The sequence below is a fragment of the Rhodococcus pyridinivorans genome (assembly GCF_900105195.1).
GTDB lineage: Bacteria > Actinomycetota > Actinomycetes > Mycobacteriales > Mycobacteriaceae > Rhodococcus > Rhodococcus pyridinivorans.
In genome coordinates this window covers 4,838,798-4,865,093 of sequence record NZ_FNRX01000002.1, presented here as the reverse complement: position 1 = coordinate 4,865,093, position 26,296 = coordinate 4,838,798, and the positions used below count along the sequence as shown (strand labels likewise).

Here is a 26,296-nt window from a genome sequence, read left to right as displayed (position 1 = left end):
TGGATGTGACCGCAATCGACGAGATCACCTACGAGTCGACCTCCCGTTTCGCGCAGGTCCGCGACGACCTGCGCCTGCACTACCACGAGGCCGGTGTCGGCAACGACACCACGATCGTCCTGCTCCACGGCGGTGGCCCGGGCGCGTCGTCGTGGTCGAACTTCGCCAGGAACATTCCGGTGCTGGCACAACGGTTCCACGTGCTCGCCGTCGACCAGCCCGGCTACGGCAGGTCCGACAAGCCGACCGAGCATCCGCAGTACTTCGTGCACAGCGCGTCCGCGCTGAGCGACCTGCTCGACACGATCGGGATCACCGACCGCGTCCACCTCCTCGGCAACTCGCTCGGTGGTGGTGCCGCCGTGCGGTTCGCGCTCGACTACCCCGAGCGCGCAGGGCGACTCGTCCTCATGGGGCCGGGTGGGCTGAGCGTCAACCTGTTCGCACCCGACCCCACCGAGGGGGTCAAGAATCTCGGCCGGTTCTCGTACGAGCCCACCCGCGAAAATCTCGAGGCGTTCCTGCGGATCATGGTGTTCGACCAGTCGCTGATCACCCCCGAGCTCGTCGAGGAGCGGTTCGCGTCGGCGAGCACCCCCGAGTCGCTCGCTGCGGCGAAGGCGATGGGGAAGTCGTTCTCCAGCGCCGAATTCGAGAAGGGGATGCTCTGGCGCGACGCCTACAAACTCCGTCAGCGGGTACTGCTGATCTGGGGTCGCGAGGACCGCGTCAACCCGCTCGACGGTGCACTCGTCGCACTGAAGATGATCCCGCGTGCACAGTTGCACGTGTTCGGTGGATGCGGCCACTGGGCCCAGCTCGAGAAGTTCGACGAATTCAACCGCCTGACAGCGGATTTCCTCACGGATGGAGTCGAATAGATGAGTATCCGGTCGCTGGCATATCTCCGGATCGGCGCCACCGACGTCCCGGCCTGGCGCGAGTACGGACTCAAGGTCCTCGGCATGATCGAGGGCAAGGGCACCCACGCCGACGCGCTGTACCTGCGGATGGACGACTTCCCGGCCCGGCTCGTCATCGAGCCGCACGAATCCGACACGCTGCTCGTCTCGGGCTGGGAGACCGCGAACGCCGCCGATCTCCAGTCGGTGCGCGACAGTCTGTCCGCGGCAGGCGTCCCGTTCAAGGAGGGCACCGCCGAGCAACTCGCCGATCGTCGCGTCGACGAACTGATCGTCTTCCAGGATCCGTCGGGCAACACCCTCGAGGCGTTCCACGGTGCCGCCCTCGAACACCGCCGCGTCGTCAGCCCGTACGGGCACAAGTTCGTCACCGGCGAGCAGGGTCTCGGGCACGTGGTGCTCTCGACCCGCGACGACGAGGAATCGCTGCGCTTCTACCGCGACGTGCTCGGTTTCCGCCTGCGTGATTCGATGCGGATGCCTCCGCAGATGGTCGGCCGGCCCGCCGACGGAAAACCGGCCTGGCTGAGGTTCTTCGGATGCAATCCGCGCCATCACAGCCTCGCCTTCCTGCCCATGCCCACCCCGTCGGGTATCGTGCACCTGATGATCGAGGTGGAGAACTCCGACGACGTCGGTCTCGCCCTCGACCGCGCACTGCGGAAGAAGGTCAAGATGTCGGCGACGCTCGGTCGCCACGTCAACGACAAGATGCTGTCCTTCTACATGAAGACCCCCGGCGGATTCGACGTCGAATTCGGTTGCGAGGGGCTGCAGGTCGAGGACGACGACTGGATCGCCCGTGAATCCACGGCCGTGAGCCTGTGGGGCCACGACTTCTCGGTGGGAATGCAGTAATGACCGCGCCGGAGGCCGGAGAGAACGGTGCGATCGACCCACGGGCCTTCCGCACCGTGCTCGGGCAGTTCTGCACCGGCGTCACCGTCATCACCACCACCGAGGACGACGGAACGCCTGTAGGATTCGCGTGCCAGTCGTTCGCAGCGTTGTCGCTCGACCCGCCGCTCGTATTGTTCTGCCCCACGAAGCAGTCGCGGTCGTGGGCGGCCATCGAACGAGCGGGCCGCTTCTGCGTCAACGTCCTTGCCGAGGAACAGCAGGAGACCTGCGCGCGGTTCGGTTCTCGCGAACCCGACAAGTTCGCCGGACTCGACTGGACGCCCTCCCCGTTGGGCTCACCCGTCCTTACGGGCTCGCTTGCGCACATCGATTGCACGGTCGAGACGGTGCACGACGGGGGAGACCACTGGGTGGTCTTCGGTCGCGTGTCGTCGCTGAGCGAGGTGCGCGACGAGAAGGAACGCCCGCTGCTCTTCTACCGCGGGCAGTACACCGGGATCGAACCGGAGAAGACGACGCCGGCGCCCTGGCGCGACGACCTCGAAGCGTTCCTCACCTCTGTCACGGAGGACACCTGGTTGTAGATCGCAGGACCGTACCGCGCGACACGTGGTACCGCACGACGAAGCCGGGACGACCACATCGATTGTGGTCGTCCCGGCTTCGTGTGTGGATCAGGAACGGTCGGCGCCGGTCGCGTCGTCCGGTTCCTCCTCGTAGTACTCCGTGGTCACGACGCGGCGCACCAGGCGCGGCTTGCGCGGCCGGTCGGCGTCCTCGCCGCCTGCCGTGTCCGTCTTCGCATCGGCCGTGCTCGTGTCGGCCGACGGCGGCGGCGTGAAGTGCGCCGGCCCCGTCGGTCCCGGACCGACGATCTCCTGACCGCTGCCGCTGCCGCTGTCGCTGCCGGGAGCTGCGTGGCGGGCGGTGTCCGCCGCCGAGTCCGCGGTCCCGGACGGTGTGGACGAGTCCGCGGTCCCGGACGGTGTGGACGAGTCCGCGGTCCCGGACGGTGTGGACGGCGTCGACGCGGTATGCCCCGGCATCGAGTGCTCGAGCGATTCGTCCCGCTGGCCCTCGCTCGGCCGGTAGTTGCCGGCGATCTCCTCACGCGCGACGTCGGGCGGTGTCGGTGAGGGCCCGGTTCCCGCCGATGTGGTGGTGCCGTACGTCTCGCCGGTGTGCGGCGTCCCGGTGCCTCCCGGTCCGCCGGCCGCGCCACCGACGAGGCCACCACCGGCTGCGCTCCGCTCGCCGAGGCCGCTGCGGTCGTCGGTGAACCCGGCCCGATCGTCCGTGAATCCGCCCTGATCGCCGGTGGATCCACCCCCTGCAGGGGTGTCCCCGAACCGGCGGTAGTAGCGGTACAGCTCGTCCTCCTCGAGCGGGGTCAGCTCACCGTTCTCGTCGATGTTCGGGGCGCCGGTGATCGTGTCCTTGTCGAAGGGCAGGCGCACTCCGGTGCTGTCGAGCACGGCTTCGTCGATCGGGGCGAAGTGCCGGCGCGTTCCGAACAGACCCGTGACGACGGTGATCCAGGCGGGTCGGCCCGTGTCGTTGTCCAGGTAGACCTCTCCGACGCGTCCGAGCTTGTCACCGTCCGGCCCGTACGCGGTGGCGCGAGCGAGGGTGTCGATGTCGTCGTTGCTGATCATGATGTCCTCATCCGTGGGCGATGCGGCTTCCTGCTGTGCGGATGCCCTGCGGTGCGAGTGACGAAACGCTGCCGTTACACCGCTCGCCGTTGCGTCGACCATCCCCGCGTGTTATCCATATTGTCAACAATCCGACAACCGGCACGAGGGTTCGCGCCCTCGGCTGTTCGGAGGGATCGTCATGACCCGTCTTTCACCCCGCCTGCTGCAGGCAACGCCCGTCACCGTCGACCACGCCGAGGGGTGCTACATCCACGGCACCGACGGACGTCGGTATCTCGACTTCACCGCCGGCATCGGCGTCACGAGTACCGGCCACTGTCACCCGCACGTCGTCGAGGCCGCCCGCCGGCAGATCGGCTCGCTGATCCACGGGCAGTACACGACCGTGATGCACCGGCCCCTGCTCGAACTCACCGAACGCCTGGGCACGGTGCTCCCCGAAGGACTCGACTCGCTGTTCTTCGCCAATTCGGGCAGCGAGGCAGTCGAGGCGGCGCTGCGTCTGGCCCGCCAGGCGACAGGGCGACCCGGAATCGTCGTCTTCCACGGCGGTTTCCACGGCCGTACCGTCGCCGCCGCCACGATGACCACCTCCGGAACCCGTTTCTCCGCAGGGTTCTCGCCGCTCATGGGCGGTGTACACGTCGCTCCCTTCCCCACGGCCTATCGCTACGGCTGGTCGGAGGAGGAAGCGACCGATTTCGCCTTGCAGGAACTGGACTACCTGTTCGCGACCCTCGTGGCGCCGGACGAGATCGCGGCCTTCGTCGTCGAACCGGTCCTGGGCGAGGGCGGTTACGTCCCCGGCAACACCAGGTTTTTCCAGGGACTGCGGCAGCGGGCCGACGAACACGGCATCCTGCTCGTCTTCGACGAGATCCAGACCGGATTCGGGCGGACCGGAAAGTTCTTCGGGCATCAGCACTTCGACGTGCGACCCGACATCATCACCATCGCCAAGGGCCTCGCGAGCGGTTTCCCGCTGTCGGGTATCGCCGCCTCCGAGGAACTCATGGAGCGCGCCCGTCCGGGATCGCAGGGCGGCACGTACGGAGCTAATGCGGTCTCCTGCGCGGCGGCCGTGGCCACTCTCGACGTGATCGAAAAGGAGGGGCTCGTCGACAACGCCGCCGCACGTGGACGTGAACTGCTCTCCGGTGCACGGGAGAACACGATCGACGCCATCGGCGACGTGCGCGGCCTCGGCCTCATGGTGGGCCTCGAGTTCACTACCGACGGAGCACCCGACCGGGAGCGGGCGTCCGCAGCGCAGCAGCTCGCCGCGCAGAAGGGGTTGCTGCTGTTGACCTGCGGTGCGCACATGAACGTGGTGCGCATGATCCCGCCGCTGATCGTCACCATCCGGCAGATCGAGGATGCGCTCGGGATCTGGTCCGAGGTCCTCGCCGAGGTCCGATAATCCGTCGAACGAGGGAGTCCGCGTGGCCCGATACATCACGATCACTCTCGACAATCGCGACATCACGTGCAGAGCAAGGCTTCTCGACGACGAGGCGCCGCTCACCTGCGCGGCGGTGTGGGACGCCCTGCCGCAGAGCGGTTCGGCGTTCCACGCCAAGTACGCCCGCAACGAGCTCTACACCCTCGTCCCGAGGATCACCGCGGCACCGCACCGGGAGAACCCGACGGTGGCACCGATCCCGGGGGATGTGTGCCTGTTCGATTTCGAACCGTGGGAGATCGGTAATCCCGCATACGGTTACGAACCCGGCTCGCAGGCCCATGCGCAGCAGGGAGCGACCGATCTCGCGTTGTTCTACGGCCGGAACAATCTGTTGCTCAACGGCGATGTGGGCTGGGTGCCGGGCAACGTCTTCGCGACGATCGAGGATGGCCTGCCCGAACTCGCCGTCGCGTGCAACGACCTGTGGATCCAGGGGGTCGTGGGGGAGACGCTGAGCTTCGCACGCGCATAGACGGGCACCGCACGGGAACGGCACCGCACAGTCTGTGCGGTGCCGTTCCCGTGCAGACCTCTTCTTCAGCTCAACGCGTACTCGGCGAATCGCGCGACGGCGAGCAGCAGGTCGTCCGAGTGCCGCGGCCCGACGATCTGCAGACCCACGGGCAGACCCGCCGAGGTGGTGCCCACAGGGATGCTGATGGCCGGCTGCTGCGTGAGATTGAAGGGATAGGTGAACGGGGTCCACTGCGGCCACGAGGTCAGCGACGAATCCGGAGGCACGTCGTGGCCGGCCTCGAAGGCAGGGATCGGCATCGTCGGGGTGATCAGCACGTTGTACTTCTGGTGGAAGATCCCCATCGTGATGCCGACCGCCGCCGCGACCGCACGGGCCTCGAGATAGTCCACGGCACCGAGTTGTTCGCCGTGGGACCACACGCGTCCGAGACCGGGATCCACCTTGTCGCGCGTGCCCTCGGGGAAGGTCTTCAGCATCGTCGCTGCGCCTGCCGCCCAAAGGTTCTCGAAGGCATCGAGCGGATCGGGGAAACCGGGATCGGCGGCGGTCACGCGCAGCCCGGTTTCGTCGAGGACGCGGACCGCCCGGTCGACGATCTCACCGACCTCGGGGTCAACGTCGACGTAGCCGAGGGTCTTGGAATAGGCGACGTCCATCCCCACCACCTCGCGGTTGAGGCCACCGCGGAAGGTCGTCAGCGGCGGCGCAAGGGCCGTCGGGTCCCGGGGATCGGGCAGCGCGAGGATGTCGGTGAGCAGCGCCGCGTCCTCGACCGTCCGGGTGATCGGCCCGGCGTGCGCGAGCGGCCCGAACGGGCTGGCGGGGAAGATCGGGATCCGGCCGTGAGTGGGCTTGAAACCCACCACGCCGCAGAACGATGCGGGGATGCGGATACTGCCCCCACCGTCGGTGCCGACGGAGCACGGACCGAAGCCGGCCGCGACCGCCGCCGCGCTGCCACCGGACGAGCCACCGGCGGTCTTCGTCGTATCGACGGGATTCGTGGTCACCCCGTACAGGGCGGAATCGGTCACCGCCTTCCACGCGATCTCCGGGGTGGTGGTCTTGCCCACCAGCACCATTCCGTCCTCGCGCAGCCGGGCCGCGACCGGGCTGTCGACGTTCCAGTCCTGGTTCTCGTCGATGGCCTGCGAGCCCCGCAGGGTCGGCCATCCGTCGGTGAGGAAGACGTCCTTGATCGAGATGGGGACCCCGTCGAGCAGACCCTTCGAATAGCCGGTCCGCCACCGCTCCTCGGAGCGGCGTGCTTGGTCGAGGGCCTTCTCCTCGTCGACGAGGCAGAACGAGTTGATCTCGCGATCGTGCGCCGCGATCCGATCGAGCACGGCCCGTGTCACCTCGACGGGAGACAACTCGCCCGAGGAGAACGCCGACACGAGTTCGACGGCGGTCATGTCTGTGGGCTCCATCGTGCCTCCTACTCGTCGGACGATGCCGACTCTCACGCGCCGGGCACGTAACCCAGCTTCTTGTCCACCACGTTCCGAAGAGGTTCGCCACTGCGGTGACGGTGGAAATTGTCGATGAAGACGTCCACCAGCGCATCGCGCCAACCCACGAAATCCCCCGAATTGTGCGGGGTGATCGAGACGTTCGGCATGTCCCAGAGCAGATGGTCCTCGGGAAGCGGCTCGACGTCGAGCACATCCAGTGCGGCACCGGCGATGGCGCCCGACCGCAGTGCCTCGACGAGGTCGTCGGTGCGCACGAGTTCGCCCCGCCCGACGTTGACGAAGCGGGCTTGCGACTTCATCGCGGCGAACATCCGGGCGTCGAACAGGTGCCGGGTCTGCTCGGTGAGAGGCGCGGCCACGACGACGAAATCGGCGTCGGCGAGGGCGCCGGGAAGATCCGCGGTCGTGGTGACGGTGCCGAAATCGGGGTCGTCGTCGCGAGGGCGCCGGCCCGAGCCTCGGACCGTCATCCCCACGGCCGAGAGCAGGCGTGCGATCGCGCGGCCGATCGGACCGGTGCCGACGACGAGCACGGAGCGACCGGCGATGCGTTCGGACTCGCGGTGCTTCCAGATGTGCTCGCGCTGGAGCCGCAGGGATTCGGGGATGTCCTTGGCGAAGGAAAGTATCTGGGCGAGCACGTATTCGGCGATCGCCCCGTCGAAGACTCCGCGGGAATTGGTGACGACCACGTCGCTGTCGCGCAGGTCGGGGAACATGAGGGCGTCGACCCCGGCCGCGGCGACATGGATCCACTTCAAGGAGGTCGCGGCGTGCCAGGCCGCGGGCAGGGCGTCGGTGAGGAAGTCGTACGCGAAGAGGATGTCGGCGCCGTCGAGTGCGTCGGCCAGACCGGCGGCGTCGGTGTAGCGCACCGTGGCGTGTTCGGCCACCGGGGCCATCCACGCACGATCCGGCACGGCTTCGGCATGAAGCACTGCAACGACCGGCTGGGCATCCACGTTGACACCGTAAGAGCGCCTCGTATTATTGTCAACAATCCTCAAGGCTGAGGGAACTCTTGACGAAGCCGAGGGACCGTATGGAACTGAACATTCCCGAGTTCGAAGGTCCTCTGGCTCAGCGGGGCATCGGTGTGATCGCACCCTTCGATCTCGCCCTGGAACGAGAACTGTGGCGATGGGCGCCGCTCGAGGTCAGTCTGCACCTCGCTCGAACCCCCTACGAGCCGGTGCCGGTCAGCCGTGCCATGGCCGAGATGGTCTCCGACCGGCGGCACCTGATGGTCGCGACCCGCGACGTGCTGTCGGTGGAACCGGAAGTCGTTGCGTATCTGTGTACCTCGGGCAGTTTCGTCAACGGGGTGGCCTACGAGAAGGCCCTGTGCGACGCGATCTGTGAGGCGGGCGCACCGTGCGCGGTCACGACCTCCGGAGCGCTGCTCGAAGCCCTCCGCGCACTCGACCTGACCCGCATCTCGGTGATCACCCCCTACGACCGGGAGCTCACCGACCTACTGCGCGACTTCCTGAACGAGGCCGGAACCGATGTCGTCCGGTCGTCGCATCTCGGGCTCGGCGGCGGCATCTGGAAGGTCAACTACCGCACCATCGCCGAACACATCATCGGGGCCGATACCCCCGAGTCGCAGGCGATCTTCGTCAGTTGCACCAACCTGCCGACCTACGACCTGATCGCGCCGCTCGAACGGGAACTCGGCAAGCCGGTCCTCACGGCCAACCAGCTCACAATCGGGGCGTGCCTGGGACGGATGAAGTTGCCCATGACCGGGCCGGGAAAGTGGTTGAGAGGAGTGTTCTGAATGCATCGTGACCGTCCGACCATCGGGATCGTCTACCCGGATCATGCCGCCGAGGACGACTACCCGTTCGCCGCCGAACTCCTGGGGGTGAATCTGCCCGTCGCCCACATCTACGGAACCGATCTGCACGCCGTTCCCGAACTCCTCGACCTCGGGAGCCCGGCCAAGCTCGCCGGGGGAGCGGCGCAGTTCGCGGACGAGCCCCTCGACGCTCTCGTGTGGGCGTGCACGTCGGGCAGCTTCGTGTACGGACCCGAGGGGGCACGCACCCAGGTCGAGCAGCTCTCCCGGGACGCGGGAGGCGTGCCCACGACCAGCACGAGCATCGCGTTCGTCGCCGCACTACGGGCGCTCGGAGTCGGCCGGGTGGCCGTGTCGGCGAGTTATCCGCGGGACGTCGCCGAACTGTTCGTCGCCTTCCTCGCGGACGCCGATGTCGAGGTCGTCTCGCTCGCCGACGCCGGCATCGACACCGCCGCCGAGGTCGGCACCCTGACCGACGAGGCCGTCCTCGAGTTCGTGAGGACCAACGATCATCCCGACGCACAGGCGGTCCTCGTGCCCGACACCGCGATGCACACGCTGCGGATCATGCGGGAACTCGGGAAGGAGACCGGCAAGCCGGTGCTGACCGCCAACCAGGTCACCGTGTGGCACGGCCTGGAACTGGCCGGATATACAGTGGAATGCCCGGAGCTGGGCTCACTGTTCGAGGAGGATACCGATCATGGTGCTCGGTGATCTGGAAGATCTACGTCCTGTCACCCGGCCGTCCACGGCCGAGCTCATCGCCGAACAGATCCGGTCGGCCATCGTCCGGGGTGCGCTCGGTCCCGGGGAACAGCTGGGGGAGGCCGAACTCGCGGCGCACTTCCAGGTCTCCCGGGGCCCGCTGCGAGAAGCCATGCAGCGGTTGCTGTCCGAAGGTCTGCTCTACAGCATCCGCAACCGGGGCATCTTCGTCACCGAGCTCACCTTCGACGACGTCGTCGACATCTACCGCAGCCGCTGGGTCATCGAGGGCGGTGCCCTCGACCTGGTGCTGGACGGCCGTCGCGAACAGACGTGGAAGGCCCTCGAACCGGCGATCGAGGAGATGCGCACCGCCGCCGAACGCGAGGACGCCACCGGTGTCTCGGACGGCGACCGGCGTTTCCACGAGATCCTCGTGGCCAGTGCCGACAGTCCGCGGCTCGTGCGGGCAGCCCGCACGCTGCTCGTCGAGACGCGGATGTGCCTCGGCGCGTTGCAGACCACCTATCCCGACCTGCACGTGCAGGTGGACGAGCACGTCGTGCTGCGGGAGGCGATCCGCACCGCCGACCGGGAGGAGGTGCGGCGTCTGCTCGACGAGCACCTGCACGACACGGTCACCCGGCTCCGCGAGCGTCAGAACGTCGACGGCGTGATCGCGTCCGGCTGATACGGCTCAGCCGGGAGGGGTGAACGACGACAGGGCCGTTGCGGCGATGTTGCCGCCGGCGTCCTCCGACGCCAACCGTCCTGCCGCGACTTCGGTTGCGGCACAATGGACCAGGCTGTGCAGGACCGACGCCAGCCAGGACGACGACAGGTCGGTGCGGAACGCCCCTTCGGCGCGACCGCGCTCGATGAGGGCGGTCGCGCGGGCGAGCAGGCCGTCGTGTGCGGCGCGTACGTCCTCGGCGGGAAGTGCTTGTTCGGCGGCCGCGAGCAGTGCCCCCGCGTCGGCGGTCAGCGACCACGAGCCCGCGATGAGGCGGTGAAGGGCGTCGCGGGGGTCGCCCGTGAGGTCGATCCGGTCCACGGTCTGTTCCGCCTCGGCGAGCGCGCGCTGCACCACGGCGGTGACGAGTTCTGCGCGAGTGGGGAAGTGGCCGTAGAGGGTGACACGCCCGACGCCGGCGGCCTTGGCGATCTCCCCGATGCTCGCGTCGGGGTCACGACTGAGTGCGATGCGCGCGGCGTCGAGGATCGCCTCGATGTTCCGCTCGGCGTCCGCACGTTTCCTGGTGCGAAGCGATACGGGACGGCGGGATGCCTCGTGGGTGGTCACGGATCCTCCTCTTGTCGAACATTGATGTTCAGGTTACGCTGACCATCAACTCGAACATCACTGTTCAACTTAGGCGGATCCTCATGACGAGCTCCGACATCACCATCGTCCCCGTCGATCGACCTGCGACCGGCATCGACCCGAAGGCGCTGCTACGAGGGGTGCTGCGCCGGTGGCCGAGCCTCGTCGCAGTCGCCCTCGCCGCGTTCGTCCTCGCGGACGGGGGCACCGACTTCCCGGCGATCCTCACCGGCGCGGCACTGGTCTATCTCGGTGCCGCCGTACTGGGTCGTCGCAGCGCGGCTTGGCCGCTGTTCCTCGGCGCCGTCGCGCTGATCGGCGTCGGCAAGGTCGCCGTCGTCGCGTTCGGGGTGCCGGTCGAGATCACCGTGGTGATGGTTGCGATCGGTGCCGCGGGCGCCGTCTACGGACTCGCGCGCACCCCGGCCGGCCGGGCGATGCTCGTCGGGCCGTCGACCGTGGCCATGCTGGGTTTCGGTGCCGTCGCGGTGGCCGCGGTGACGGTCACCCCCGTCCCGGCGGGCGTGATCGTCGGGCTCGGACTGCTCGGTCACGCCGCGTGGGACTACCTTCATTTCCGCCGGAACACCGTGGTCGCCCGCTCGCTCGCGGAGTTCTGCGGTGTGCTCGACACCCTGCTGGGTGTCGCGGTGATCGTCCTCGCCGTCTCGGGCGCGCTCTCCTGAGTCCAGGAGAGTCTCAGACGACGGTCGCGTTGCCGAAGATCATCCGCAGATCGGCGATCGACGACGAGGTCAGTGCGCGTCGGGGCAGACCGAGCGACCGCAGTTCGTCGGCGATCGGATGCGTCCCCAACCGTAGGGTCGCGCCGCCGAGCCGGGTGCGCACGCCGCTCGGATTCATCTCCCAGGTCGTGCAGCGGGTGACGTCGTCGATGTGCGAGTAGGCGGCGAGCGAGGCTGCAAGGCCGTTGCCCGGCACCGGAAATCCGGGCGCCACCGCCAGTTCGGCGATCAGCACACCGTCGGCGGAGACCGAACCGCGCTTGGTGCTGCTGTCGTGGTCGGTGTCGAAGTCGGCGAGGGTCTTCGGGAAACCCCAAATGCCGCGTCCCGCCGCAAGAGTGAAGTCGCCGTCGACGGGCAGATGGTGGATGAGCGCACCGGCCTGCCCGCCGACCAGGCTCCGCCAGTCGCCGACGATGCCGTCGCCGCGGTTGTGATGGTTGCGGACGAGGAAGCACACCCCGAACTCGTTGTACGGACCGAGGTCCCCGTCGACGTAGTCCACGAAGACGAGCGTGCAGATCCCGTGGCCCGGGCGGTACTGCAGGATCTCGAGCCCGGTGCGGGCGACGAGTTCCTGCGCGGGGCGCACGGGAACCGAGAACATGCCCATGAACGCCGTGGCCGTTCGGACCTGCACGGGCATGGTGACCGGCTTGCCCAGCACCACATGCGTCGTCGTCTCGCTCATCGCTGCCTTCCGGAAGTCGGACGTGCGTACCCCCGACAATGAGAACACGCTCCAGTTCCGGGGGAAGGGACTAGGAAGGAGCGCCGATGTTCATCTCGTCGGGATGCGCGCCCACCCGCGTGCCGTCGTCGAGCGTGTCGAGTTCGCTGAGGTCGAGCTCGTCGAGTTCGAAGTCGAAGACGTCGATGTTCTGGGAGATGCGCTGCTCGTGCACCGACTTCGGGATGACGATCAGCCCGTTCTGCAGATGCCAGCGGATCAGCACCTGCGCGGCCGACTTGCTGTGACGATCGGCGATGCGGGTGACGATCGGGTCGACGAGCAGGGTGTTCGGCTTCGAGTTCGGACCCCACCCCGAGTTGCTCGTGCCACCGAGCGGGCTCCACGACTCGACGGCGATGCCGTGCTCGGACGCGAACCGGCGGATCTCCTGCTGCGGCAGGTGCGGATGCAACTCCACCTGATCCACCGCAGGCAACAACCCGCCACGATCGACGAGCAACTGCAGGTGGTGCGGTTCGAAGTTGCACACCCCGACCGCCTTCGCGCGCCCGGACTCGGCGATCTTCTCGAGGGCGTCCCAGGTGCGCAGGATCCGTTCGCGGTCCTGCAGCGGCCAGTGGATCAGGTAGAGGTCGACGTACTCGGTGCCCAGCTTCTTCAGGCTCGTGTCGAATGCCTTCAGTGCCGGCTCGTAACCCTGATCGGCGTTCCACAGCTTGGTGGTGACGAAGATGTCCTCGCGCGGCACCGACGACGCGGTGAGCGCGCGGCCGACGCCTTCCTCGTTGCCGTAGGCCGCGGCCGTGTCGATGTGCCGGTAACCGGCCTCGTCGATCGCGTATCGGACCGCGTGTTCGGTCTCGTCGTTGGTGGCCTGCCAGACTCCCAGGCCCAGCTGCGGGATCGTCGTTCCGGAATTCAGCGTGATCGTGGGAGGTGTCATCTCTCCGACGTTAGCGAGCCGCCGCGGCGGGCGCGAGTGATCCCGGACGATCGGGTGCTCTCCGGCCCGCGGGCTCCGAGGACGGGTGTCGAGTTCATCCGCCGGACGCCGGGGGGACGGCAGGCGAGCAGCGCCGCCCACGTATCGACCTCCCGTCGGCCCGTCAGCCGCACGACCGGCAGATCGGGACGTTGTGCGAGCGCGGTGAGGACGCGGTCGCGGTACCCACCGTGGGTGCGCGGTGAACTCCTCGACGTCCCCGCCACGAGGACGCGGCGGGGACGCACGGGGAGTGGAACCGAGGAATCGAGGAGGCGCATCACCGATCTTTCGCAGGGATCGCCGCCGACGATATTGCTCAGGCGGATATTGCGCTCAGGTACTCGCGCGGTTGCCCGAACAACTGGGCGCTGCCGTGCGCCCGTTTGAAGAACAACTGCGCGTCGTGCTCCCAGGTGATCGCGATCCCGCCGTGCAGCTGCACGGCCTCCGACGCGACCTGTTGGAAGGCTTCCGAACAGTAGATCTTCGCGGCGTACGCGTCCTGCGGATCCTGCGACAACGCAGCCGCATACGACATCGATCGCGCCGTCTCCACGAGCGCGTACATGTCGGCCATGCGGTGCTTGAGCGCCTGGAACGACCCGATTGCGCGACCGAACTGCTTGCGGTTCTTCGCGTAGTCGACGGTCAGGTCGAGCACCGCTTGCGCGGCACCCACCTGCTCGGCCGACAGGGCGATCGCCGCGGACGCCCGCAACCGGTCGACGAGATCGTCGGACGATGACAGGCGACGACCGGTCACCGCCGAGAACGACACCTCCGCGAGGGAACGCGTGGGATCCATCGTGGGCACGCGGCGCCGCAACACCCCGTCGGTCTCCGGATCGACCTCGAACAGGCCGACCGTGTCACCGTCGGCGGCGAGCACGAGCAGGGTGGACGCGATGTCGCCGCCGAGCACGTAGTGCGCGGTTCCGGTCAGCACGTTGCCCTCGGCGCTCACGCCGGGACGCTGCCAGCCGGTGGCCGACGCCCAGCACACCGCGACGACCTCGCCGGCCGCGATGCCGGGGAGCAGACGCGCCGCCGCGTCGGCATCACCGGACAGCAGCACGGTCTGCGCCGCGAGTACCGCCGACCCCAGGAACGGTGACGGGGTGAGCGTGCGGCCGAGTTCCTCGAGCACCACGTGGGCCTCGACCCACGAGGCGCCCACACCGTCGTACTCCTCCGGAACGGCGAGGGCTGCGACCCCGACCTGCTCGACGAGCATCGTCCACAGTTCGTCGTCGTACCCGCTGCCGGTCGTGATCGCCCGCCGGACGGCAGCCGAATCGGAGTGCTTGGCGAGCAGGGTACGCACCGAGTCCCGCAGTGCGGCAAGATCTTCCGTCTCGAACGTCATGACGCCTCGCTCTCGAGTGCCGCGACCACGCGTGCCCGGTGCTCGTCGGGGGTACCCCACGCGGTGACGAGCGCGCGGACCTTCGTGATCCACAGCGACAGATCGTATTCCTGGGTGTAGCCGATCGCGCCGTGCACCTGCAGTGCCGTGCGCGCGGCGAGATAGGCGGCGTCGCCGCACGCGACCTTGGCCGCCGAGACGTCCCGGGACGCGGTGGACAGCTCGTCGCGGACGGCGATGGCCGCACCGTGCAGCAGCGGACGTGCCATCTCCAGCGCGACCGCCACCTCGGCGAGATGGTGCTTGACCGCCTGGAAGGAGCCGATCGCGCGGCCGAACTGCTTGCGCTGCTGCGCGTACTCGACGGTGGTGTCGAGCAGAGTCCGGCCCAGGCCTTGGAGCTGAGCTGCAGACGCGAGGACACCGATGTCGAAAGCCGCAGCGGTATCTGTGGATCCGAGCGACTCGCCGACGGTGAGCGAGGCGAGCGTGCGCGACCGGTCGACCGACTCGCGCGTGTCCCCGGCGGTGCCCATCGAGACGGTGCCGTCGGCGACGTGCAGCGCGAGGTCGGCGACGTGCGCGTCGACCGCGTACGGCGCGTGGGGGAGCATCGCGACGGTGGCGAGCGATCCGGCGGCAAGCGGGCCGAGACGCTCGGGTGCCACGGCGGCGAGCAGAACCGGTGCCACCGCGACGGTTTCGACCACCGGACCGGGCACAGCGTGGCGACCGAGCTGTTCGACGGCGACGACGAGATCGACCGCGTCGGCCCCGAGGCCGTCGTGCTCCTCGGCAACGAGCAGACCGTTGACGCCGGTCTCGGCCAGTCGCTCCCACACCTGCAGACCCGGTGCCGTGTCGCCGCTGTTCCACGCACGGATCACCTGCGGCATATCCGACTTGGTGAGCAGGGCGTCGATACTGGACGCGAAGTCCTCATGGGACTCGTCGAGTGCGAATCTCATCGATCACCCCTCGGAAGGCCGAGCAGCCGCTCGGCAATGACGTTCTTCTGGATTTCGTTGGTACCGGCGTAGATCGGGCCCGACAGCGAGAACAGGTAACCGTCGGTCCAGCCGTCGACGAGTTCGGCGTCCGCACCCTGCAGGTCGAGCGCCGTCTCATGCGCGGCGATGTCCCACTCGGACCAGAACACCTTGTTGATCGACGATTCGGCGCCGAGCTGTCCGCCCGCGGTCAGGCGCGTGACGGTCGCCCAGGTCGACAGCTCGTAGGCGCGCGCCCCGATCCACGCGTCGGCGACGCGGTTGCGCAGCGCGGTGTCGCCGTGGAGATCGGACTCGCCGTAGGCGCGCAGCAGCCGGTCGGTGGCCGCCAGGAATCGGCCCGGCGCACGCAGCGACAGACCGCGCTCGTTGGAGGCGGTGCTCATCGCGACCCGCCATCCTTCGTTCACCGCACCGATCACACCGGACTCACCGGGACGCTTCGGGTCGTCGGGGACGAAGACGTCCTCGAGGAAGATCTCTGCGAAGCCCGGCTCACCGTCGAGCTGCGGGATCGGTCGCACGGTGACGCCCTCGGCCCGCAGGTCGAACATGAAGTAGGTGATGCCCTTGTGCCGCTGGGCCTCCGGGTCGGAGCGAAACAGACCGAAACCCATGTCGGCATAGGACGCCCGCGAGCTCCAGGTCTTCTGGCCGTTGAGCAGCCAGCCGCCGTCGACTTTCGTGGCGGTCGAGCGCAGCGACGCGAGGTCGGAGCCGGACTCGGGTTCCGACCAGGCCTGGGCCCAGATGTCGTCGGCCCGGGCCATGCGCGGCATGATGCGGGCGAGCTGTTCGGGGTGGGCATGCTCGAACAGGGTGGGGGCGAGCAGGAAGATGCCGTTCTGGCTCACCCGGCCGGGCGCACCGGCGCGGTAGTACTCCTCCTCGAACACGACCCACTGCTCGAGGGTCGCGTCGCGGCCGCCGAGTTCCTCGGGCCAGGAGACGACCGACAGGCGTGCATCGGCGAGGGTCCGTTCCCACTGCCGGTGTTCCTCGAAGCCCTCGGCCGTGTCCATCGACTCGAGCGGCGTCGTGGGGACGTTCTCGGCGAGGAAGGCGCGTACCTCGTCGCGGAACGCGAGGGTGGCGTCGTCGAGCTGCAGATCCACTACTTCGCTCCTTCCACCGGACGAGCGCTCGCGGCCATCGACTTGGCGTTCATGCCGCCGAGCGAGTCGGCGCCGACCTCGGCGTTGTGCGCGTGCGCGAAGTGGTGCAGGCCGAAGACCGAGTCCATGCCGTTGCGCATGCCCATCTGGTCCTCGCACTGGTTGACGGCGCGCTTGGTGAGCGCGAGCCCGAAGCGGGGCATCTCCGCGATGCGGGCGGCGAGGGCGAGGGTCTCGTTCTCGAGTTCCTCACGCGGCACGACGCGGCTGACCATGCCCACCTCGTAGGCGCGCTGGGCACTGAAACGGTCACCGGTGTAGAGGATCTCCTTCGCGAAGCGCGTTCCGAGGATCCACGGGTGCGCGAAGTACTCGACACCCGGGATGCCCATGCGGACTACGGGATCGGAGAAGAAGGCATCCTCGGACGCGACGATCAGGTCGCACACCCACGCCAGCATGAGACCACCGGCGATGCAGGCGCCCTGCACCGACGCGATGGTGGGCTTGGGGATCTCGCGCCAGCGGCGGCACATCCCCAGGTAGACCTCCATCTCACGGGCGTAGCGCTGGTCGCCGCCGGGCTTGTCGACGTGGTCCCACCACATCACGGCCTTGTTGTCGTAGTGGACGTGGTGGTCGCGGCCCGGGGTGCCCAGATCGTGGCCGGCGGAGAAGTGCTTGCCGTTGCCGGCCAGCACGATCACCTTGACCTCGTCGTCCTCGACGGCCCTCTCGAAGGCGGCGTCGAGCGCGTAGGTCATGACCGAGTTCTGGGCGTTGCGGTAATCGGGTCGGTTGAGAGTGACGATCGCGACGCCGTCGCGCACCTCGTAGGTGACGACATCGGGCTCGAACGGGACGGTCATGACTTCTCCTCACGCAGAACGTTCTTCAGTACCTTGCCGGACGGGTTTCGGGGCAGCGCATCGATGAACCGAACCGATCGCGGCGCTTTGAAGTTGGCGAGTTTCTCTCGGGCGTACGTGATCACGTCGTCCTCGGTGAGCGGATGTCCGTCCAGCGGGACCACGAACGCCCGGCCGACCTCACCCATGCGCTCGTCGGGGACACCGATCACCCCGACCTCGTGGACTCCCGGCAGGTGCAGCAGTGCCGCTTCGACCTCCGCCGGATAGACGTTGAATCCGCCGCTGATGTACATGTCCTTGAGACGATCGGTGATGTCGAGATAGCCGCGTTCGTCGACGGTCCCGACATCGCCGGTGTGCAGCCACCCGTCCTCGTCGATCGTCTTGGCCGTGGCCTCGGGATCGTCGAGATAACCGAGCATGACGTTCGGGCCGCGCAGCAGGATCTCGCCCTTGTCGCCGATGCGCACCTCGAACTCCGCGGTGGCGCGTCCGGACGAGGTGGAGACGGTGACGGGATCGTCGTCGGTGCGGCACATCGTCGCGACGACCGCCTCGGTCTGCCCGTAGGCGGTGAGCACCGCGTCGAAGCTCAGTTCGTTCTGCATGCGCTCGACGAGGGAGACGGGCACGGGTGCGGCGCCGGTGACGGCGATGCGCAGGTTGCTCAGGTCGTACTCGCCGCGCCGCGGGTGGTCGAGGATGGACTGGTAGATCGTCGGGGCGCCCGGGAGGACGCTGATGCGCTCGGCCGCGACCATCGCCATGACCTTCTCTACGTCGAAGGTCGCGAGGGGGATGACGGTGGAGCCATGGAGCAGTGCGGCGACGAAGCCGGCCTTGTACCCGAAGCTGTGGAAGAACGGGTTGATGATCAGGTAGTTGTCGTCGATCGTCAGTTCGGCGCACTCGGCCCACGCCTGCGCGACACCGATGCACTGACGGTGGGCGCTGAGCACGCCCTTGCTGCGGCCGGTCGTGCCCGAGGTGAACAGGATGTCGGAGACGTCGTCGGGGGTCACGGCCGCGGCGCGCGCGTCGGCCTCGGTGCGGGCGGCGTCGGTGGCGGAGGACAGGAAGTCCGCCCACTCGACGATCCCGTCGATCGGCGCGTCGTTCCCGCCCAGCGGGACCCGCACGGTCGTCGGGATCGACAGTTCCGGAGCGGCCTTGCACAGTTCGGTGTAGCGGTCGGTACCGAGGAAGTCGCCGACCACGACGAGGGCCTCGGGGCGGACGCGCTCGACGACGTCGGCGGCCTCGTTTCCGGTGTAGCGGGTGTTGAGGGGTACGACGACCCCGCCGGCCCAATGTGTACCCAGGGCAGCGATCACCCAGTGGAACGTGTTGGGCGACCAGATGACGACGCGCGCACCGCGTTCGACGCCGCGGGAGACGAGCGCCGCGGCGACATCGCGGACGTGGTCGCGCAGTTGTGCGAAGGTCAGCCGGGTGTCGCCATCGGCGATCGCGAGCAGGTCCGGCCAGGTGTCGGCGGCACGTACGAGTGCGGCCGGAGTGGTTCTCGGTCGTGTGTTCACAGAGCTCCCTACCTAGCAATTGCTTGGTAGGTTATCGTACGGATGTGCACGAGAGCGAGAGCCAGGAAAATGCGGAGTTCGCAGCCACCGTCCGACAGTGGCTCGAAGACAACCTGACCGGCGAATTCGCCGAGCTCAGAGGCAAGGGCGGACCCGGAAGCGAACACGAGTTCTTCGAACAGCGACTCGCATGGGACCGGCATCTGGCCGCTGCCGGATGGACCTGCATCGGCTGGCCCACCGAGTACGGCGGGCGCGGCGCGAGCATGGATCAGCGCGTGATCTTCCACGAGGAGTACGCGAAGGCGAACGCGCCCGCGCGCGTCAACCACCTCGGTGAGGAACTGCTCGGCCCCACCCTCATCGCGTTCGGGACCGAGGAACAGAAGCAGCGCTTCCTGCCCGGGATCCGTAACGTCACCGAACTGTGGGCGCAGGGCTACTCGGAACCGGGAGCCGGCTCCGACCTCGCCAACGTCTCCACCACCGCCCGCCTCGAGGGCGACAAGTGGGTGATCAACGGTCAGAAGGTCTGGACGTCGCTCGCACACGTCGCACAATGGGCCTTCGTCGTCGCGCGGACGGAACCCGGTTCGACCCGCCATCACGGCCTGAGCTTCCTGCTCGTGCCCCTCGACCAGCCTGGCGTCACGGTGCGGCCCATTCAGCAGCTCACGGGCACCTCCGAGTTCAACGAGGTCTTCTTCGACGACGCCGTCACCGACGCCGACCTCGTCGTCGGTGCCCCCGGCGACGGGTGGAAGGTCGCGATGGGTCTGCTGACCTTCGAACGCGGCGTCTCCACCCTCGGGCAGCAGATCGGCTTCGCCCGCGAACTCGACGGCATCGTCTCCGTCGCCGAGAGCAACGGTGCGATCGACGATCCGCACCTCCGCGAACGCATCGCCCGCGCGCGGATCGAACTGCGGGTCATGCGTGCCCACGCCCTGAGCACCCTCGGCGACGCCGATCCGGGTCAGGCCTCGGTCGCGAAACTGCTGTGGGCGAACTGGCATCGCGACCTGGGGCAACTCGCCATGGACGTGCAGGGATCGTCATCGCTCGTCGGCCCCGATCACGACCATGCCGGAAATCCCTCCGACATCACCGATCCCGAACATCTCGAGCTCGCGGAATGGCAGCGGCTGTTCCTGTTCACCCGCGCCGACACCATCTACGGCGGATCCAACGAGATCCAGCGCAACATCATCGCCGAGCGCGTGCTCGGCCTTCCCCGGGAGGCACGTCCGTGACCGCAACACCCCGTCCCGCATCCCCGCTCGCGACCCCGCCGGTCGAGACCCCCGGCCACGGACTGCTCCGCGACAAGAAGGTCGTGGTCACCGCCGCCGCCGGTACCGGCATCGGATTCGCCACCGCGCGTCGCGCGCTGCTCGAGGGCGCCGACGTGCTCGTCTCCGACTTCCACGAGCGCCGGCTCGGCGAGTCCGCGGAGAAGCTCGCGGCCGAGTTCCCCGAACAGCAGGTCGCGACGATCGTGTGCGACGTGTCGTCCACCGAACAGGTCGACGCCCTCATCACCGGCGCCGCCGACCGGCTAGGGCGCATCGACGTGCTCGTCAACAACGCTGGACTCGGTGGGGAGACGCCCGTCGTCGAGATGACCGACGAGGAATGGGATCGCGTCCTCGACATCACCCTCACCAGCACCTTCCGCGCGACCCGCGCGGCACTGCGCTACTTCCGCTCGGTCGACCACAACGGCGTGCTCGTCAACAACGCGTCGGTACTCGGCTGGCGCGCCCAGCACTCGCAGGCGCACTACGCGGCGGCGAAGGCCGGCGTCATGGCCCTGACCCGCTGCTCCGCGATCGAGGCCGCCGAATACGGCGTGCGCATCAACGCCGTCGCCCCGTCCATCGCCCGACACCCCTTCCTCGCGAAGGTCACCAGCGAGGAACTGCTCGACAACCTCGCCGCCGGTGAGGCCTACGGCCGCGCCGCCGAGGTCTGGGAGGTCGCGGCGACCATCGCGATGCTCGCGAGCGACTACACGACCTATCTGACCGGCGAGGTCGTGTCGGTCTCCTCCCAGCGCGCATGAACCCGCTCTCGGTCGGCTTGAAAGGATGTCCGTCATGACTCCCTCACGCGACGACACCTCCAGCAAGTCCGGACGCCGCGCGGAACTGCTCGACATCGCAGCCGACCTGTTCGCGTCGCGCGGTGTGCGGGCCACGACCGTGCGCGACATCGCCGACGCGGCGGGAATCCTCTCCGGCAGCCTCTACCACCACTTCGATTCCAAGGAGTCGATGGTGGACGAGATCCTGCGGGCCTTCCTCGACGACCTGTTCGACCGGTACCGCAAGATCGTCGCGTCGGGTCTGCCGTCCCGCAAAACCCTCGCGGCACTCGTCACCACCTCCTACGAGGCGATCGACCGGTCGCACGCCGCGGTGGCGATCTACCAGGGTGAGGCCAAGCATCTCGAGGGCGACCGCTTCGCCTACATCGGCGAACTCAACACCGAGTTCCGCGACCTGTGGGTGGGCGTGATCGAACGCGGCGTCGCGGACGGTTCGTTCCGGCCCGACGTCGACGTCGAACTGGTCTTCCGGTTCCTGCGCGACACCGTGTGGGTGGCCGTGCGCTGGTACCGGCCCGGAGGCTCCCTCGGTATCGATCAGGTTGCCCAGCAATACCTTTCCATCGTTCTCGACGGACTGTCGAACCAGAATTCTTCGTAAGGAGACATCATGACCGAGGCCTACATCGTCGACGCGGTGCGCACCCCCATCGGCAAGAAGAAGGGTGGGCTCGCGGACGTGCACCCGGCCGACCTGGGCTCGCACGTGATCAAGGCGCTCGTCGAGCGCACGGGCATCGACCCCGCCGACGTCGACGACGTGGTGTTCGGTTGCGTCGACGCCATCGGCGGCCAGGCCGGCAACATCGCCCGCACCGCGTGGCTGGCCGCCGGCTACCCGCAGCACGTGCCCGGCGTGACCGTCGACCGTCAGTGCGGGTCGAGCCAGCAGGCCCTGCACTTCGGTGCCCAGGCGATCCTCAGCGACACCGCGGATCTCATCGTCGCCGGTGGCGTGCAGAACATGACGCAGATCCCGATCTCCGCGGCCATGATCGTCGGGCAGCAGTACGGCTTCGACACCCCCTTCGGTGGGTCGAAGGGCTGGACGGAGCGCTACGGCAGCGACGAGGTGTCGCAGTTCAAGGGTGCCGAGATGATCGCCGAGAAGTGGGACCTCAGCCGCGAGGAACTCGAGAAGTGGGCGCTGCAGAGCCACGAGCGCGCCAAGGCCGCCATCGCCGAGGGACGCTTCGACAACGAGATCGTCCCCTTCGGTGACGCCACCGTCGACGAAGGCCCGCGCGAGACCAGCCTCGAGAAGATGGCGTCGCTGCAAACCCTCGTCGAGGGCGGACGCCTGACCGCCGCCGTCGCCAGCCAGATCTCCGACGGCGCATCCGCGGTGCTGCTCGCCTCCGACGAGGCCGTGAAGAAGTACGGCCTGAAGCCCCGCGCGCGCATCCACCACCTCAGCGCCCGCGGCGACGACCCGATCTTCATGCTCACCGCCCCGATCCCCGCCACGCAGTACGCCCTCGAGAAGGCCGGCCTGACGATCGACGATATCGACCTCATCGAGATCAACGAGGCCTTCGCGCCCGTCGTCCTGGCGTGGATCAAGGAGATCGGCGCCGACCCGTCGAAGGTCAACGTCAACGGCGGCGCGATCGCCCTCGGCCACCCGCTCGGCGCGACCGGCACCAAGCTGATGGCGACGCTGCTCAACGAGCTCGAGCGCACCGGTGGTCGCTACGGCCTGCTCACCATCTGCGAGGGTGGCGGGACCGCCAACGCGACCATCATCGAACGCATCTGACCCACCCCCTTCACATCCGCGCGCCCGTTCGTCATCCGCTGCTGCGATCGCCGCAGCGGACGGACAGCGGGCGCGCGGAAGCGAACGTATGGTCCGGTCCGGAGGTGACGTCTACCCTCGAAGCATGTGCCGGAACATCACGGAGCTGCGGGGGCTCGAGCCGGCTGCGACCGCCGAGAAGATCGAAGCGGCCGCACGGCAGTACGTCCGTAAGGTCAGCGGGATCCACAAACTCTCCGACGCCACCCGGGAGCCGTTCGAACAGGCCGTCGCCGAAGTGACCGCGACGACGACGAGATTGCTCGCGGCCCTTCCCGAGCGGCGGCAACCACCGCCGTCGGTGCCGCCGCTACGTCGGCCCGAGGTGCAAGCCAGGATCGCCGCACGCGGCTGATCGATTCCGGTTCGTTCGTCGACGCGCGCGGGTAGCGTGACGCTGGTCGAGATTCGAGCACGTTCGAGGCCCGTCGCGACCTCCGCGGGTCTGCGGGCGAGCCTGGTGAGGAGCCGATATGGCTGTGGACCCGGCGCCGCCGACCGGCAGCGAGGTGGAATATCTCCGGACCGACCCCGATCTTCCACCGGTCGGTGTCGTCGACCGGACACCGATATCACCCACCGCGAGGATCGTCTTTCTCGTGCTCGCGATTCTGGGGGCGGTCGCCTGGTCGATCATCGCGCTGGTCCGCGGCGAGGAGATCAACGCGGTCTGGTTCGTCATTGCCGCCGTGTGCACCTATCTCGTCGCCTATCGCTTCTACGCGAAGTTCATCGAACGCAAGATCGTGCAGCCACGCGACGACCGTGCGACACCTGCCGAGGAACTCGAGAACGGCAAGGACTACATGCCGACGGACCGTCGGGTGTTGTTCGGCCACCACTTCGCCGCCATTGCCGGCGCGGGCCCGCTCGTCGGCCCGGTGCTCGCCGCCCAGATGGGTTATCTGCCCGGCACGATCTGGATCATCGTCGGCGTCGTCTTCGCCGGTGCGGTCCAGGACTTCCTCGTCCTGTGGATCTCCTCGCGCCGCCGCGGACGCAGCCTCGGCCAGATGGCCCGCGAGGAACTCGGGCCGATCGGCGGCGTCGCGGCGCTCATCGCGGTCTTCGTCATCATGATCATCCTGATCGCGGTGCTGGCATTGGTGGTCGTGAACGCGCTCGCCGACAGCCCGTGGGGCCTGTTCTCCATCGCGATGACCATTCCCATCGCACTGTTCATGGGCGTCTATCTGCGCTACCTGCGACCCGGCAGGGTCGCGGAGGTGTCGCTGATCGGCGTCGTTCTGCTGCTCGTCGCGATCATCGCGGGTGGCTGGGTCGCCGAGACCGACTGGGGAACGAACTGGTTCACCCTGTCCCCGGTGACGATTTCGTGGCTGATGATCGCCTACGGATTCGCGGCGTCGGTGCTGCCGGTGTGGTTGCTGCTCGCCCCGCGCGACTACCTCTCGACCTTCATGAAGGTCGGCACGATCGTCCTGCTCGCGATCGGGATCCTCGTCGCACGACCGAACCTGGAGATGCCCGACATCACGTCGTTCGCCATCGACGGTGACGGCCCGGCCTTCGCGGGGTCGCTGTTCCCGTTCCTGTTCATCACCATCGCATGCGGCGCACTGTCTGGATTCCACGCGCTCATCTCCTCGGGCACCACCCCGAAACTGCTCGAGAAGGAGAAACAGATCCGGCTGATCGGCTACGGCGGCATGCTCACCGAGTCGTTCGTCGCGATCATGGCGCTGGTCACCGCCTGCATCATCGACCAGCACCTGTACTTCACGCTCAACGCTCCGGCCGCCCTCACCGGCGGCACCCCGGAGACCGCCGCCGCCTACGTCAACGGTCTCGGGCTGGGGTCGCCCGACATCACCCCCGAACAGATCTCGGCGGCAGCCGAATCCGTCGGGGAGGAGTCGATCATCTCCCGTACCGGTGGTGCCCCGACGCTCGCGTTCGGCATGTCCCAGGTGCTCAGCGACCTGTTCGGCGGCGACAGCCTCAAATCGTTCTGGTACCACTTCGCGATCATGTTCGAGGCGCTGTTCATCCTCACCACCGTCGACGCGGGAACGCGTGTCGCGCGGTTCATGCTTTCGGACTCGCTCGGCAACTTCGGCGGTCCCGCTCGTCGCTTCAAGGATCCGTCCTGGCGTCCCGGCGCCTGGTTGTGCTCCGCGGTCGTCGTCGGCCTGTGGGGTGCGATCCTGCTGATGGGCGTCACCGACCCGCTGGGCGGCATCAACACGCTCTTCCCACTGTTCGGCATCGCCAACCAGTTGCTCGCCGCGATCGCCCTGACCGTCGTGCTCACCGTCGTCGTGAAGAAGGGACTGGTGAAGTGGGCGTGGATCCCCGGCGTGCCGTTGGTGTGGGATCTGATCGTGACCATGACGGCGTCGTGGCAGAAGATCTTCTCCGGCGACCGCGCGGTGGGGTACTGGGCCCAGCACCGAGCTTTCGTCGACGCGAAGAACTCCGGCGCAACCACATTCGGTTCGGCGAAGACTGCCGACGAGATCGATGCCGTCATCCGCAACACATTCATCCAGGGCACGTTGTCGATCGTGTTCGCAGTGCTCGTGCTCATCGTGGTCGCCGCAGGAGTAGTGGTGTGTACCAGATCGGTCCGGGCCGGAGGTATGCCCACCACCGAAACACCCCACGTGCCGTCGAAGATATTCGCGCCCGCGGGCTTCGTGCCGACCCCGGCCGAGAGGGAACTGCAGAAGGAGTGGGACGAACTGATCGCATCGGGCAAGGTCCGCGCCCCGGGCGCCGCACACACCCATGCCTCGCGGCATCGCGACGGGGACGGAGGTGGGTCGTGATCACAGCACTGCGTCGGGCGTGGTGGTGGATCGGTGCCGTCATGGGCGACCACGACTACGCGAGGTACGTCGAACTGCACCGCCGGCAGCATCCGGATCGACCACCGCTGAGCGAACGCGACTACTGGCGTGAGCGGCACGCTGCAGCGGATGCGAACCCGGGAAGCCGATGCTGTTGAGCGGGGAGGTCGGGCATGACGCCGTACGAATCGATCCGCGTCGAGACGCGCGATCGGGTAACGACTGTGATCATGGCCCGTCCCGAGCGCCGGAACGCGGTCGACGGTCCGATGGCCGCCGAACCGGCCGACGCGCCTCGTGCTCTCCAAACCGGTGATCGCGGCGGTGGAAGGCTACGCAGTTGCCGGTGGACTCGAACTGTCACAGTCTTCCCACAGACCTGCATGCGCAACGACCGCCGCTCGGTCTACGAACAGTTCGGCCGCTCCGAATCCGAGGCGCTCGGATTCGTATTCGCCCTCGGTATGGAGTCCGTTGGAAGCGACACGGTCGGAGGGGCAGCGCGGTTCGCGTCCGGGGAGGGCAGGCACGGTTCGTTCTCCTGGCC

At 68.0% G+C, this 26,296-nt stretch carries 27 protein-coding genes and 1 pseudogene; 17 read left to right on the top strand and 11 right to left on the bottom strand.

The features are described 5' to 3' along the window. Window positions 1–5 precede the first annotated feature (5 nt). From hsaD to hsaB, 3 genes are read left to right on the top strand one after another with little or no spacing between them, the layout of a single operon-like run. Window positions 6–881 carry a 4,5:9,10-diseco-3-hydroxy-5,9,17-trioxoandrosta-1(10),2-diene-4-oate hydrolase gene (hsaD, locus tag BLV31_RS23130; RefSeq protein ID WP_064061707.1) on the top strand — a complete coding sequence of 292 codons (876 nt, stop codon included), beginning with the start codon at window positions 6–8 and terminating at the stop codon, window positions 879–881. Then, the gene (gene hsaC, locus BLV31_RS23125) at window positions 882–1,781 is read left to right on the top strand and encodes an iron-dependent extradiol dioxygenase HsaC (protein WP_019290158.1); all 900 of its coding nucleotides are present in this window, start codon (window positions 882–884) and stop codon (window positions 1,779–1,781) included. After that, complete coding sequence (gene hsaB / locus BLV31_RS23120) at window positions 1,781–2,368, top strand: 3-hydroxy-9,10-secoandrosta-1,3,5(10)-triene-9,17-dione monooxygenase reductase subunit (RefSeq protein ID WP_016693305.1); 588 nt, start codon at window positions 1,781–1,783, stop codon at window positions 2,366–2,368. Before hsaC ends, hsaB begins: the two co-directional genes overlap by 1 nt. Window positions 2,369–2,458: 90 nt before the next feature. Here hsaB and BLV31_RS24830 read toward each other — a convergent pair whose 3' ends face one another. Next, window positions 2,459–3,439 (bottom strand): PRC-barrel domain-containing protein, encoded by a 981-nt coding sequence (locus BLV31_RS24830; protein ID WP_139192990.1) that lies wholly within the window; start codon window positions 3,437–3,439, stop codon window positions 2,459–2,461. Window positions 3,440–3,620: 181 nt separating this feature from the next. On the opposite strand from BLV31_RS24830, the gene BLV31_RS23110 reads away from it, so the two are divergent. Both BLV31_RS23110 and BLV31_RS23105 read left to right on the top strand, forming a co-directional pair. Next, the gene (locus tag BLV31_RS23110; RefSeq protein WP_064061668.1) at window positions 3,621–4,862 is read left to right on the top strand and encodes an aspartate aminotransferase family protein; all 1,242 of its coding nucleotides are present in this window, start codon (window positions 3,621–3,623) and stop codon (window positions 4,860–4,862) included. 22 nt (window positions 4,863–4,884) lie between these two features. Continuing rightward, entirely contained in the window at window positions 4,885–5,379 is a 495-nt protein-coding gene (locus BLV31_RS23105; RefSeq protein WP_064061669.1) for a DUF3830 family protein, read from the top strand. A gap of 65 nt (window positions 5,380–5,444) precedes the next feature. Here BLV31_RS23105 and BLV31_RS23100 read toward each other — a convergent pair whose 3' ends face one another. Both BLV31_RS23100 and BLV31_RS23095 read right to left on the bottom strand, forming a co-directional pair. Next, a complete protein-coding gene (locus BLV31_RS23100) occupies window positions 5,445–6,815 on the bottom strand; it encodes an amidase (protein WP_033096908.1) in 1,371 nt (456 codons plus the stop codon). Between the two features lie 32 nt (window positions 6,816–6,847). Further along, window positions 6,848–7,762, bottom strand: coding sequence for a D-2-hydroxyacid dehydrogenase (locus BLV31_RS23095; protein ID WP_050993520.1), 915 nt, complete (start codon window positions 7,760–7,762; stop codon window positions 6,848–6,850). A gap of 140 nt (window positions 7,763–7,902) precedes the next feature. On the opposite strand from BLV31_RS23095, the gene BLV31_RS23090 reads away from it, so the two are divergent. The 3 genes from BLV31_RS23090 to BLV31_RS23080 are packed head-to-tail and all read left to right on the top strand — an operon-like array spanning window position 7,903 to window position 10,066. After that, entirely contained in the window at window positions 7,903–8,643 is a 741-nt protein-coding gene (locus BLV31_RS23090) for a maleate cis-trans isomerase family protein (protein ID WP_064061670.1), read from the top strand. Further along, window positions 8,644–9,384 carry a maleate cis-trans isomerase family protein gene (locus BLV31_RS23085; RefSeq protein WP_006550440.1) on the top strand — a complete coding sequence of 247 codons (741 nt, stop codon included), beginning with the start codon at window positions 8,644–8,646 and terminating at the stop codon, window positions 9,382–9,384. After that, on the top strand, window positions 9,371–10,066 hold the full coding sequence (locus tag BLV31_RS23080) for a GntR family transcriptional regulator (RefSeq protein ID WP_006550439.1): 696 nt from the start codon (window positions 9,371–9,373) through the stop codon (window positions 10,064–10,066). Before BLV31_RS23085 ends, BLV31_RS23080 begins: the two co-directional genes overlap by 14 nt. Before the next feature lie 6 nt (window positions 10,067–10,072). Here the strand turns inward: BLV31_RS23080 and BLV31_RS23075 are convergent, their stop codons facing one another. Then, window positions 10,073–10,678, bottom strand: a complete 606-nt coding sequence (locus BLV31_RS23075) for a TetR/AcrR family transcriptional regulator (RefSeq protein ID WP_064061671.1) — start codon at window positions 10,676–10,678, stop codon at window positions 10,073–10,075. Window positions 10,679–10,761: 83 nt separating this feature from the next. Here BLV31_RS23075 and BLV31_RS23070 point away from each other — a divergent pair, with 83 nt between their 5' ends. After that, window positions 10,762–11,385: a hypothetical protein gene (locus BLV31_RS23070; protein WP_064061672.1), complete on the top strand. Its 624-nt coding sequence runs from the start codon at window positions 10,762–10,764 to the stop codon at window positions 11,383–11,385. 13 nt (window positions 11,386–11,398) lie between these two features. On the opposite strand, the gene BLV31_RS23065 is transcribed toward BLV31_RS23070, so the two are convergent. The 7 genes from BLV31_RS23065 to BLV31_RS23030 form a co-directional block, all read right to left on the bottom strand. Then, the gene (locus BLV31_RS23065; RefSeq protein WP_039583854.1) at window positions 11,399–12,136 is read right to left on the bottom strand and encodes an acetoacetate decarboxylase family protein; all 738 of its coding nucleotides are present in this window, start codon (window positions 12,134–12,136) and stop codon (window positions 11,399–11,401) included. Window positions 12,137–12,206: 70 nt separating this feature from the next. Further along, window positions 12,207–13,082, bottom strand: coding sequence for an aldo/keto reductase (locus BLV31_RS23060; protein ID WP_024102892.1), 876 nt, complete (start codon window positions 13,080–13,082; stop codon window positions 12,207–12,209). Between the two features lie 358 nt (window positions 13,083–13,440). Next, a complete protein-coding gene (locus BLV31_RS23050) occupies window positions 13,441–14,490 on the bottom strand; it encodes an acyl-CoA dehydrogenase family protein (protein WP_072740529.1) in 1,050 nt (349 codons plus the stop codon). After that, on the bottom strand, window positions 14,487–15,458 hold the full coding sequence (locus BLV31_RS23045; protein ID WP_064061674.1) for an acyl-CoA dehydrogenase family protein: 972 nt from the start codon (window positions 15,456–15,458) through the stop codon (window positions 14,487–14,489). Before BLV31_RS23045 ends, BLV31_RS23050 begins: the two co-directional genes overlap by 4 nt. After that, a complete protein-coding gene (locus tag BLV31_RS23040; RefSeq protein ID WP_064061675.1) occupies window positions 15,455–16,615 on the bottom strand; it encodes an acyl-CoA dehydrogenase family protein in 1,161 nt (386 codons plus the stop codon). Before BLV31_RS23040 ends, BLV31_RS23045 begins: the two co-directional genes overlap by 4 nt. Beyond that, a complete protein-coding gene (locus BLV31_RS23035; protein ID WP_019290144.1) occupies window positions 16,615–17,484 on the bottom strand; it encodes an enoyl-CoA hydratase in 870 nt (289 codons plus the stop codon). The genes BLV31_RS23040 and BLV31_RS23035 overlap by 1 nt, the downstream gene beginning before the upstream one ends. Continuing rightward, on the bottom strand, window positions 17,481–19,028 hold the full coding sequence (locus tag BLV31_RS23030) for a FadD3 family acyl-CoA ligase (protein WP_064061676.1): 1,548 nt from the start codon (window positions 19,026–19,028) through the stop codon (window positions 17,481–17,483). The genes BLV31_RS23035 and BLV31_RS23030 overlap by 4 nt, the downstream gene beginning before the upstream one ends. 44 nt (window positions 19,029–19,072) lie before the next feature. Between BLV31_RS23030 and BLV31_RS23025 the strand changes: the two genes are divergently transcribed. From BLV31_RS23025 to BLV31_RS25640, 8 genes and pseudogenes are all read left to right on the top strand, one after another. Next, window positions 19,073–20,281, top strand: a complete 1,209-nt coding sequence (locus tag BLV31_RS23025) for an acyl-CoA dehydrogenase family protein (protein ID WP_064061677.1) — start codon at window positions 19,073–19,075, stop codon at window positions 20,279–20,281. Next, window positions 20,278–21,093 carry an SDR family oxidoreductase gene (locus BLV31_RS23020; RefSeq protein ID WP_006550429.1) on the top strand — a complete coding sequence of 272 codons (816 nt, stop codon included), beginning with the start codon at window positions 20,278–20,280 and terminating at the stop codon, window positions 21,091–21,093. The genes BLV31_RS23025 and BLV31_RS23020 overlap by 4 nt, the downstream gene beginning before the upstream one ends. 34 nt (window positions 21,094–21,127) lie before the next feature. Then, window positions 21,128–21,739, top strand: coding sequence for a TetR/AcrR family transcriptional regulator (locus BLV31_RS23015; RefSeq protein ID WP_064061678.1), 612 nt, complete (start codon window positions 21,128–21,130; stop codon window positions 21,737–21,739). Window positions 21,740–21,748: 9 nt separating this feature from the next. Further along, entirely contained in the window at window positions 21,749–22,897 is a 1,149-nt protein-coding gene (locus BLV31_RS23010; protein WP_064061679.1) for an acetyl-CoA C-acetyltransferase, read from the top strand. A gap of 124 nt (window positions 22,898–23,021) precedes the next feature. Continuing rightward, window positions 23,022–23,291 carry a DUF2277 domain-containing protein gene (locus BLV31_RS23005; RefSeq protein ID WP_064061680.1) on the top strand — a complete coding sequence of 90 codons (270 nt, stop codon included), beginning with the start codon at window positions 23,022–23,024 and terminating at the stop codon, window positions 23,289–23,291. 118 nt (window positions 23,292–23,409) lie between these two features. Beyond that, a complete protein-coding gene (locus BLV31_RS23000) occupies window positions 23,410–25,728 on the top strand; it encodes a carbon starvation CstA family protein (protein ID WP_064061681.1) in 2,319 nt (772 codons plus the stop codon). Beyond that, window positions 25,725–25,907, top strand: a complete 183-nt coding sequence (locus BLV31_RS22995; RefSeq protein WP_019290138.1) for a YbdD/YjiX family protein — start codon at window positions 25,725–25,727, stop codon at window positions 25,905–25,907. The genes BLV31_RS23000 and BLV31_RS22995 overlap by 4 nt, the downstream gene beginning before the upstream one ends. 15 nt (window positions 25,908–25,922) lie before the next feature. Further along, a pseudogene (locus BLV31_RS25640) lies at window positions 25,923–26,285 on the top strand (Clp protease/crotonase-like domain-containing protein); the annotation flags it as partial. Window positions 26,286–26,296: the final 11 nt, after the last annotated feature.

Excerpts from the sequence above, each read along its gene's own strand:
- BLV31_RS23110 (WP_064061668.1), top strand. The coding sequence starts at position 3,621 with ATGACCCGTCTTTCACCCCGCCTGCTGCAGGCAACGCCCGTCACCGTC.
- BLV31_RS23045 (WP_064061674.1), bottom strand. The coding sequence starts at position 15,458 with ATGAGATTCGCACTCGACGAGTCCCATGAGGACTTCGCGTCCAGTATC.
- BLV31_RS23100 (WP_033096908.1), bottom strand. The coding sequence starts at position 6,815 with ATGGAGCCCACAGACATGACCGCCGTCGAACTCGTGTCGGCGTTCTCC.
- BLV31_RS23000 (WP_064061681.1), top strand. The coding sequence starts at position 23,410 with ATGGCTGTGGACCCGGCGCCGCCGACCGGCAGCGAGGTGGAATATCTC.
- hsaB (WP_016693305.1), top strand. The coding sequence starts at position 1,781 with ATGACCGCGCCGGAGGCCGGAGAGAACGGTGCGATCGACCCACGGGCC.
- BLV31_RS23060 (WP_024102892.1), bottom strand. The coding sequence starts at position 13,082 with ATGACACCTCCCACGATCACGCTGAATTCCGGAACGACGATCCCGCAG.
- BLV31_RS24830 (WP_139192990.1), bottom strand. The coding sequence starts at position 3,439 with ATGATCAGCAACGACGACATCGACACCCTCGCTCGCGCCACCGCGTAC.
- BLV31_RS23070 (WP_064061672.1), top strand. The coding sequence starts at position 10,762 with ATGACGAGCTCCGACATCACCATCGTCCCCGTCGATCGACCTGCGACC.
- BLV31_RS23050 (WP_072740529.1), bottom strand. The coding sequence starts at position 14,490 with ATGACGTTCGAGACGGAAGATCTTGCCGCACTGCGGGACTCGGTGCGT.
- BLV31_RS23065 (WP_039583854.1), bottom strand. The coding sequence starts at position 12,136 with ATGAGCGAGACGACGACGCATGTGGTGCTGGGCAAGCCGGTCACCATG.
- BLV31_RS23085 (WP_006550440.1), top strand. The coding sequence starts at position 8,644 with ATGCATCGTGACCGTCCGACCATCGGGATCGTCTACCCGGATCATGCC.
- BLV31_RS23035 (WP_019290144.1), bottom strand. The coding sequence starts at position 17,484 with ATGACCGTCCCGTTCGAGCCCGATGTCGTCACCTACGAGGTGCGCGAC.
- BLV31_RS23005 (WP_064061680.1), top strand. The coding sequence starts at position 23,022 with ATGTGCCGGAACATCACGGAGCTGCGGGGGCTCGAGCCGGCTGCGACC.
- BLV31_RS23095 (WP_050993520.1), bottom strand. The coding sequence starts at position 7,762 with ATGGCCCCGGTGGCCGAACACGCCACGGTGCGCTACACCGACGCCGCC.
- BLV31_RS23010 (WP_064061679.1), top strand. The coding sequence starts at position 21,749 with ATGACCGAGGCCTACATCGTCGACGCGGTGCGCACCCCCATCGGCAAG.
- BLV31_RS23015 (WP_064061678.1), top strand. The coding sequence starts at position 21,128 with ATGACTCCCTCACGCGACGACACCTCCAGCAAGTCCGGACGCCGCGCG.
- BLV31_RS23080 (WP_006550439.1), top strand. The coding sequence starts at position 9,371 with ATGGTGCTCGGTGATCTGGAAGATCTACGTCCTGTCACCCGGCCGTCC.
- hsaC (WP_019290158.1), top strand. The coding sequence starts at position 882 with ATGAGTATCCGGTCGCTGGCATATCTCCGGATCGGCGCCACCGACGTC.
- BLV31_RS23090 (WP_064061670.1), top strand. The coding sequence starts at position 7,903 with ATGGAACTGAACATTCCCGAGTTCGAAGGTCCTCTGGCTCAGCGGGGC.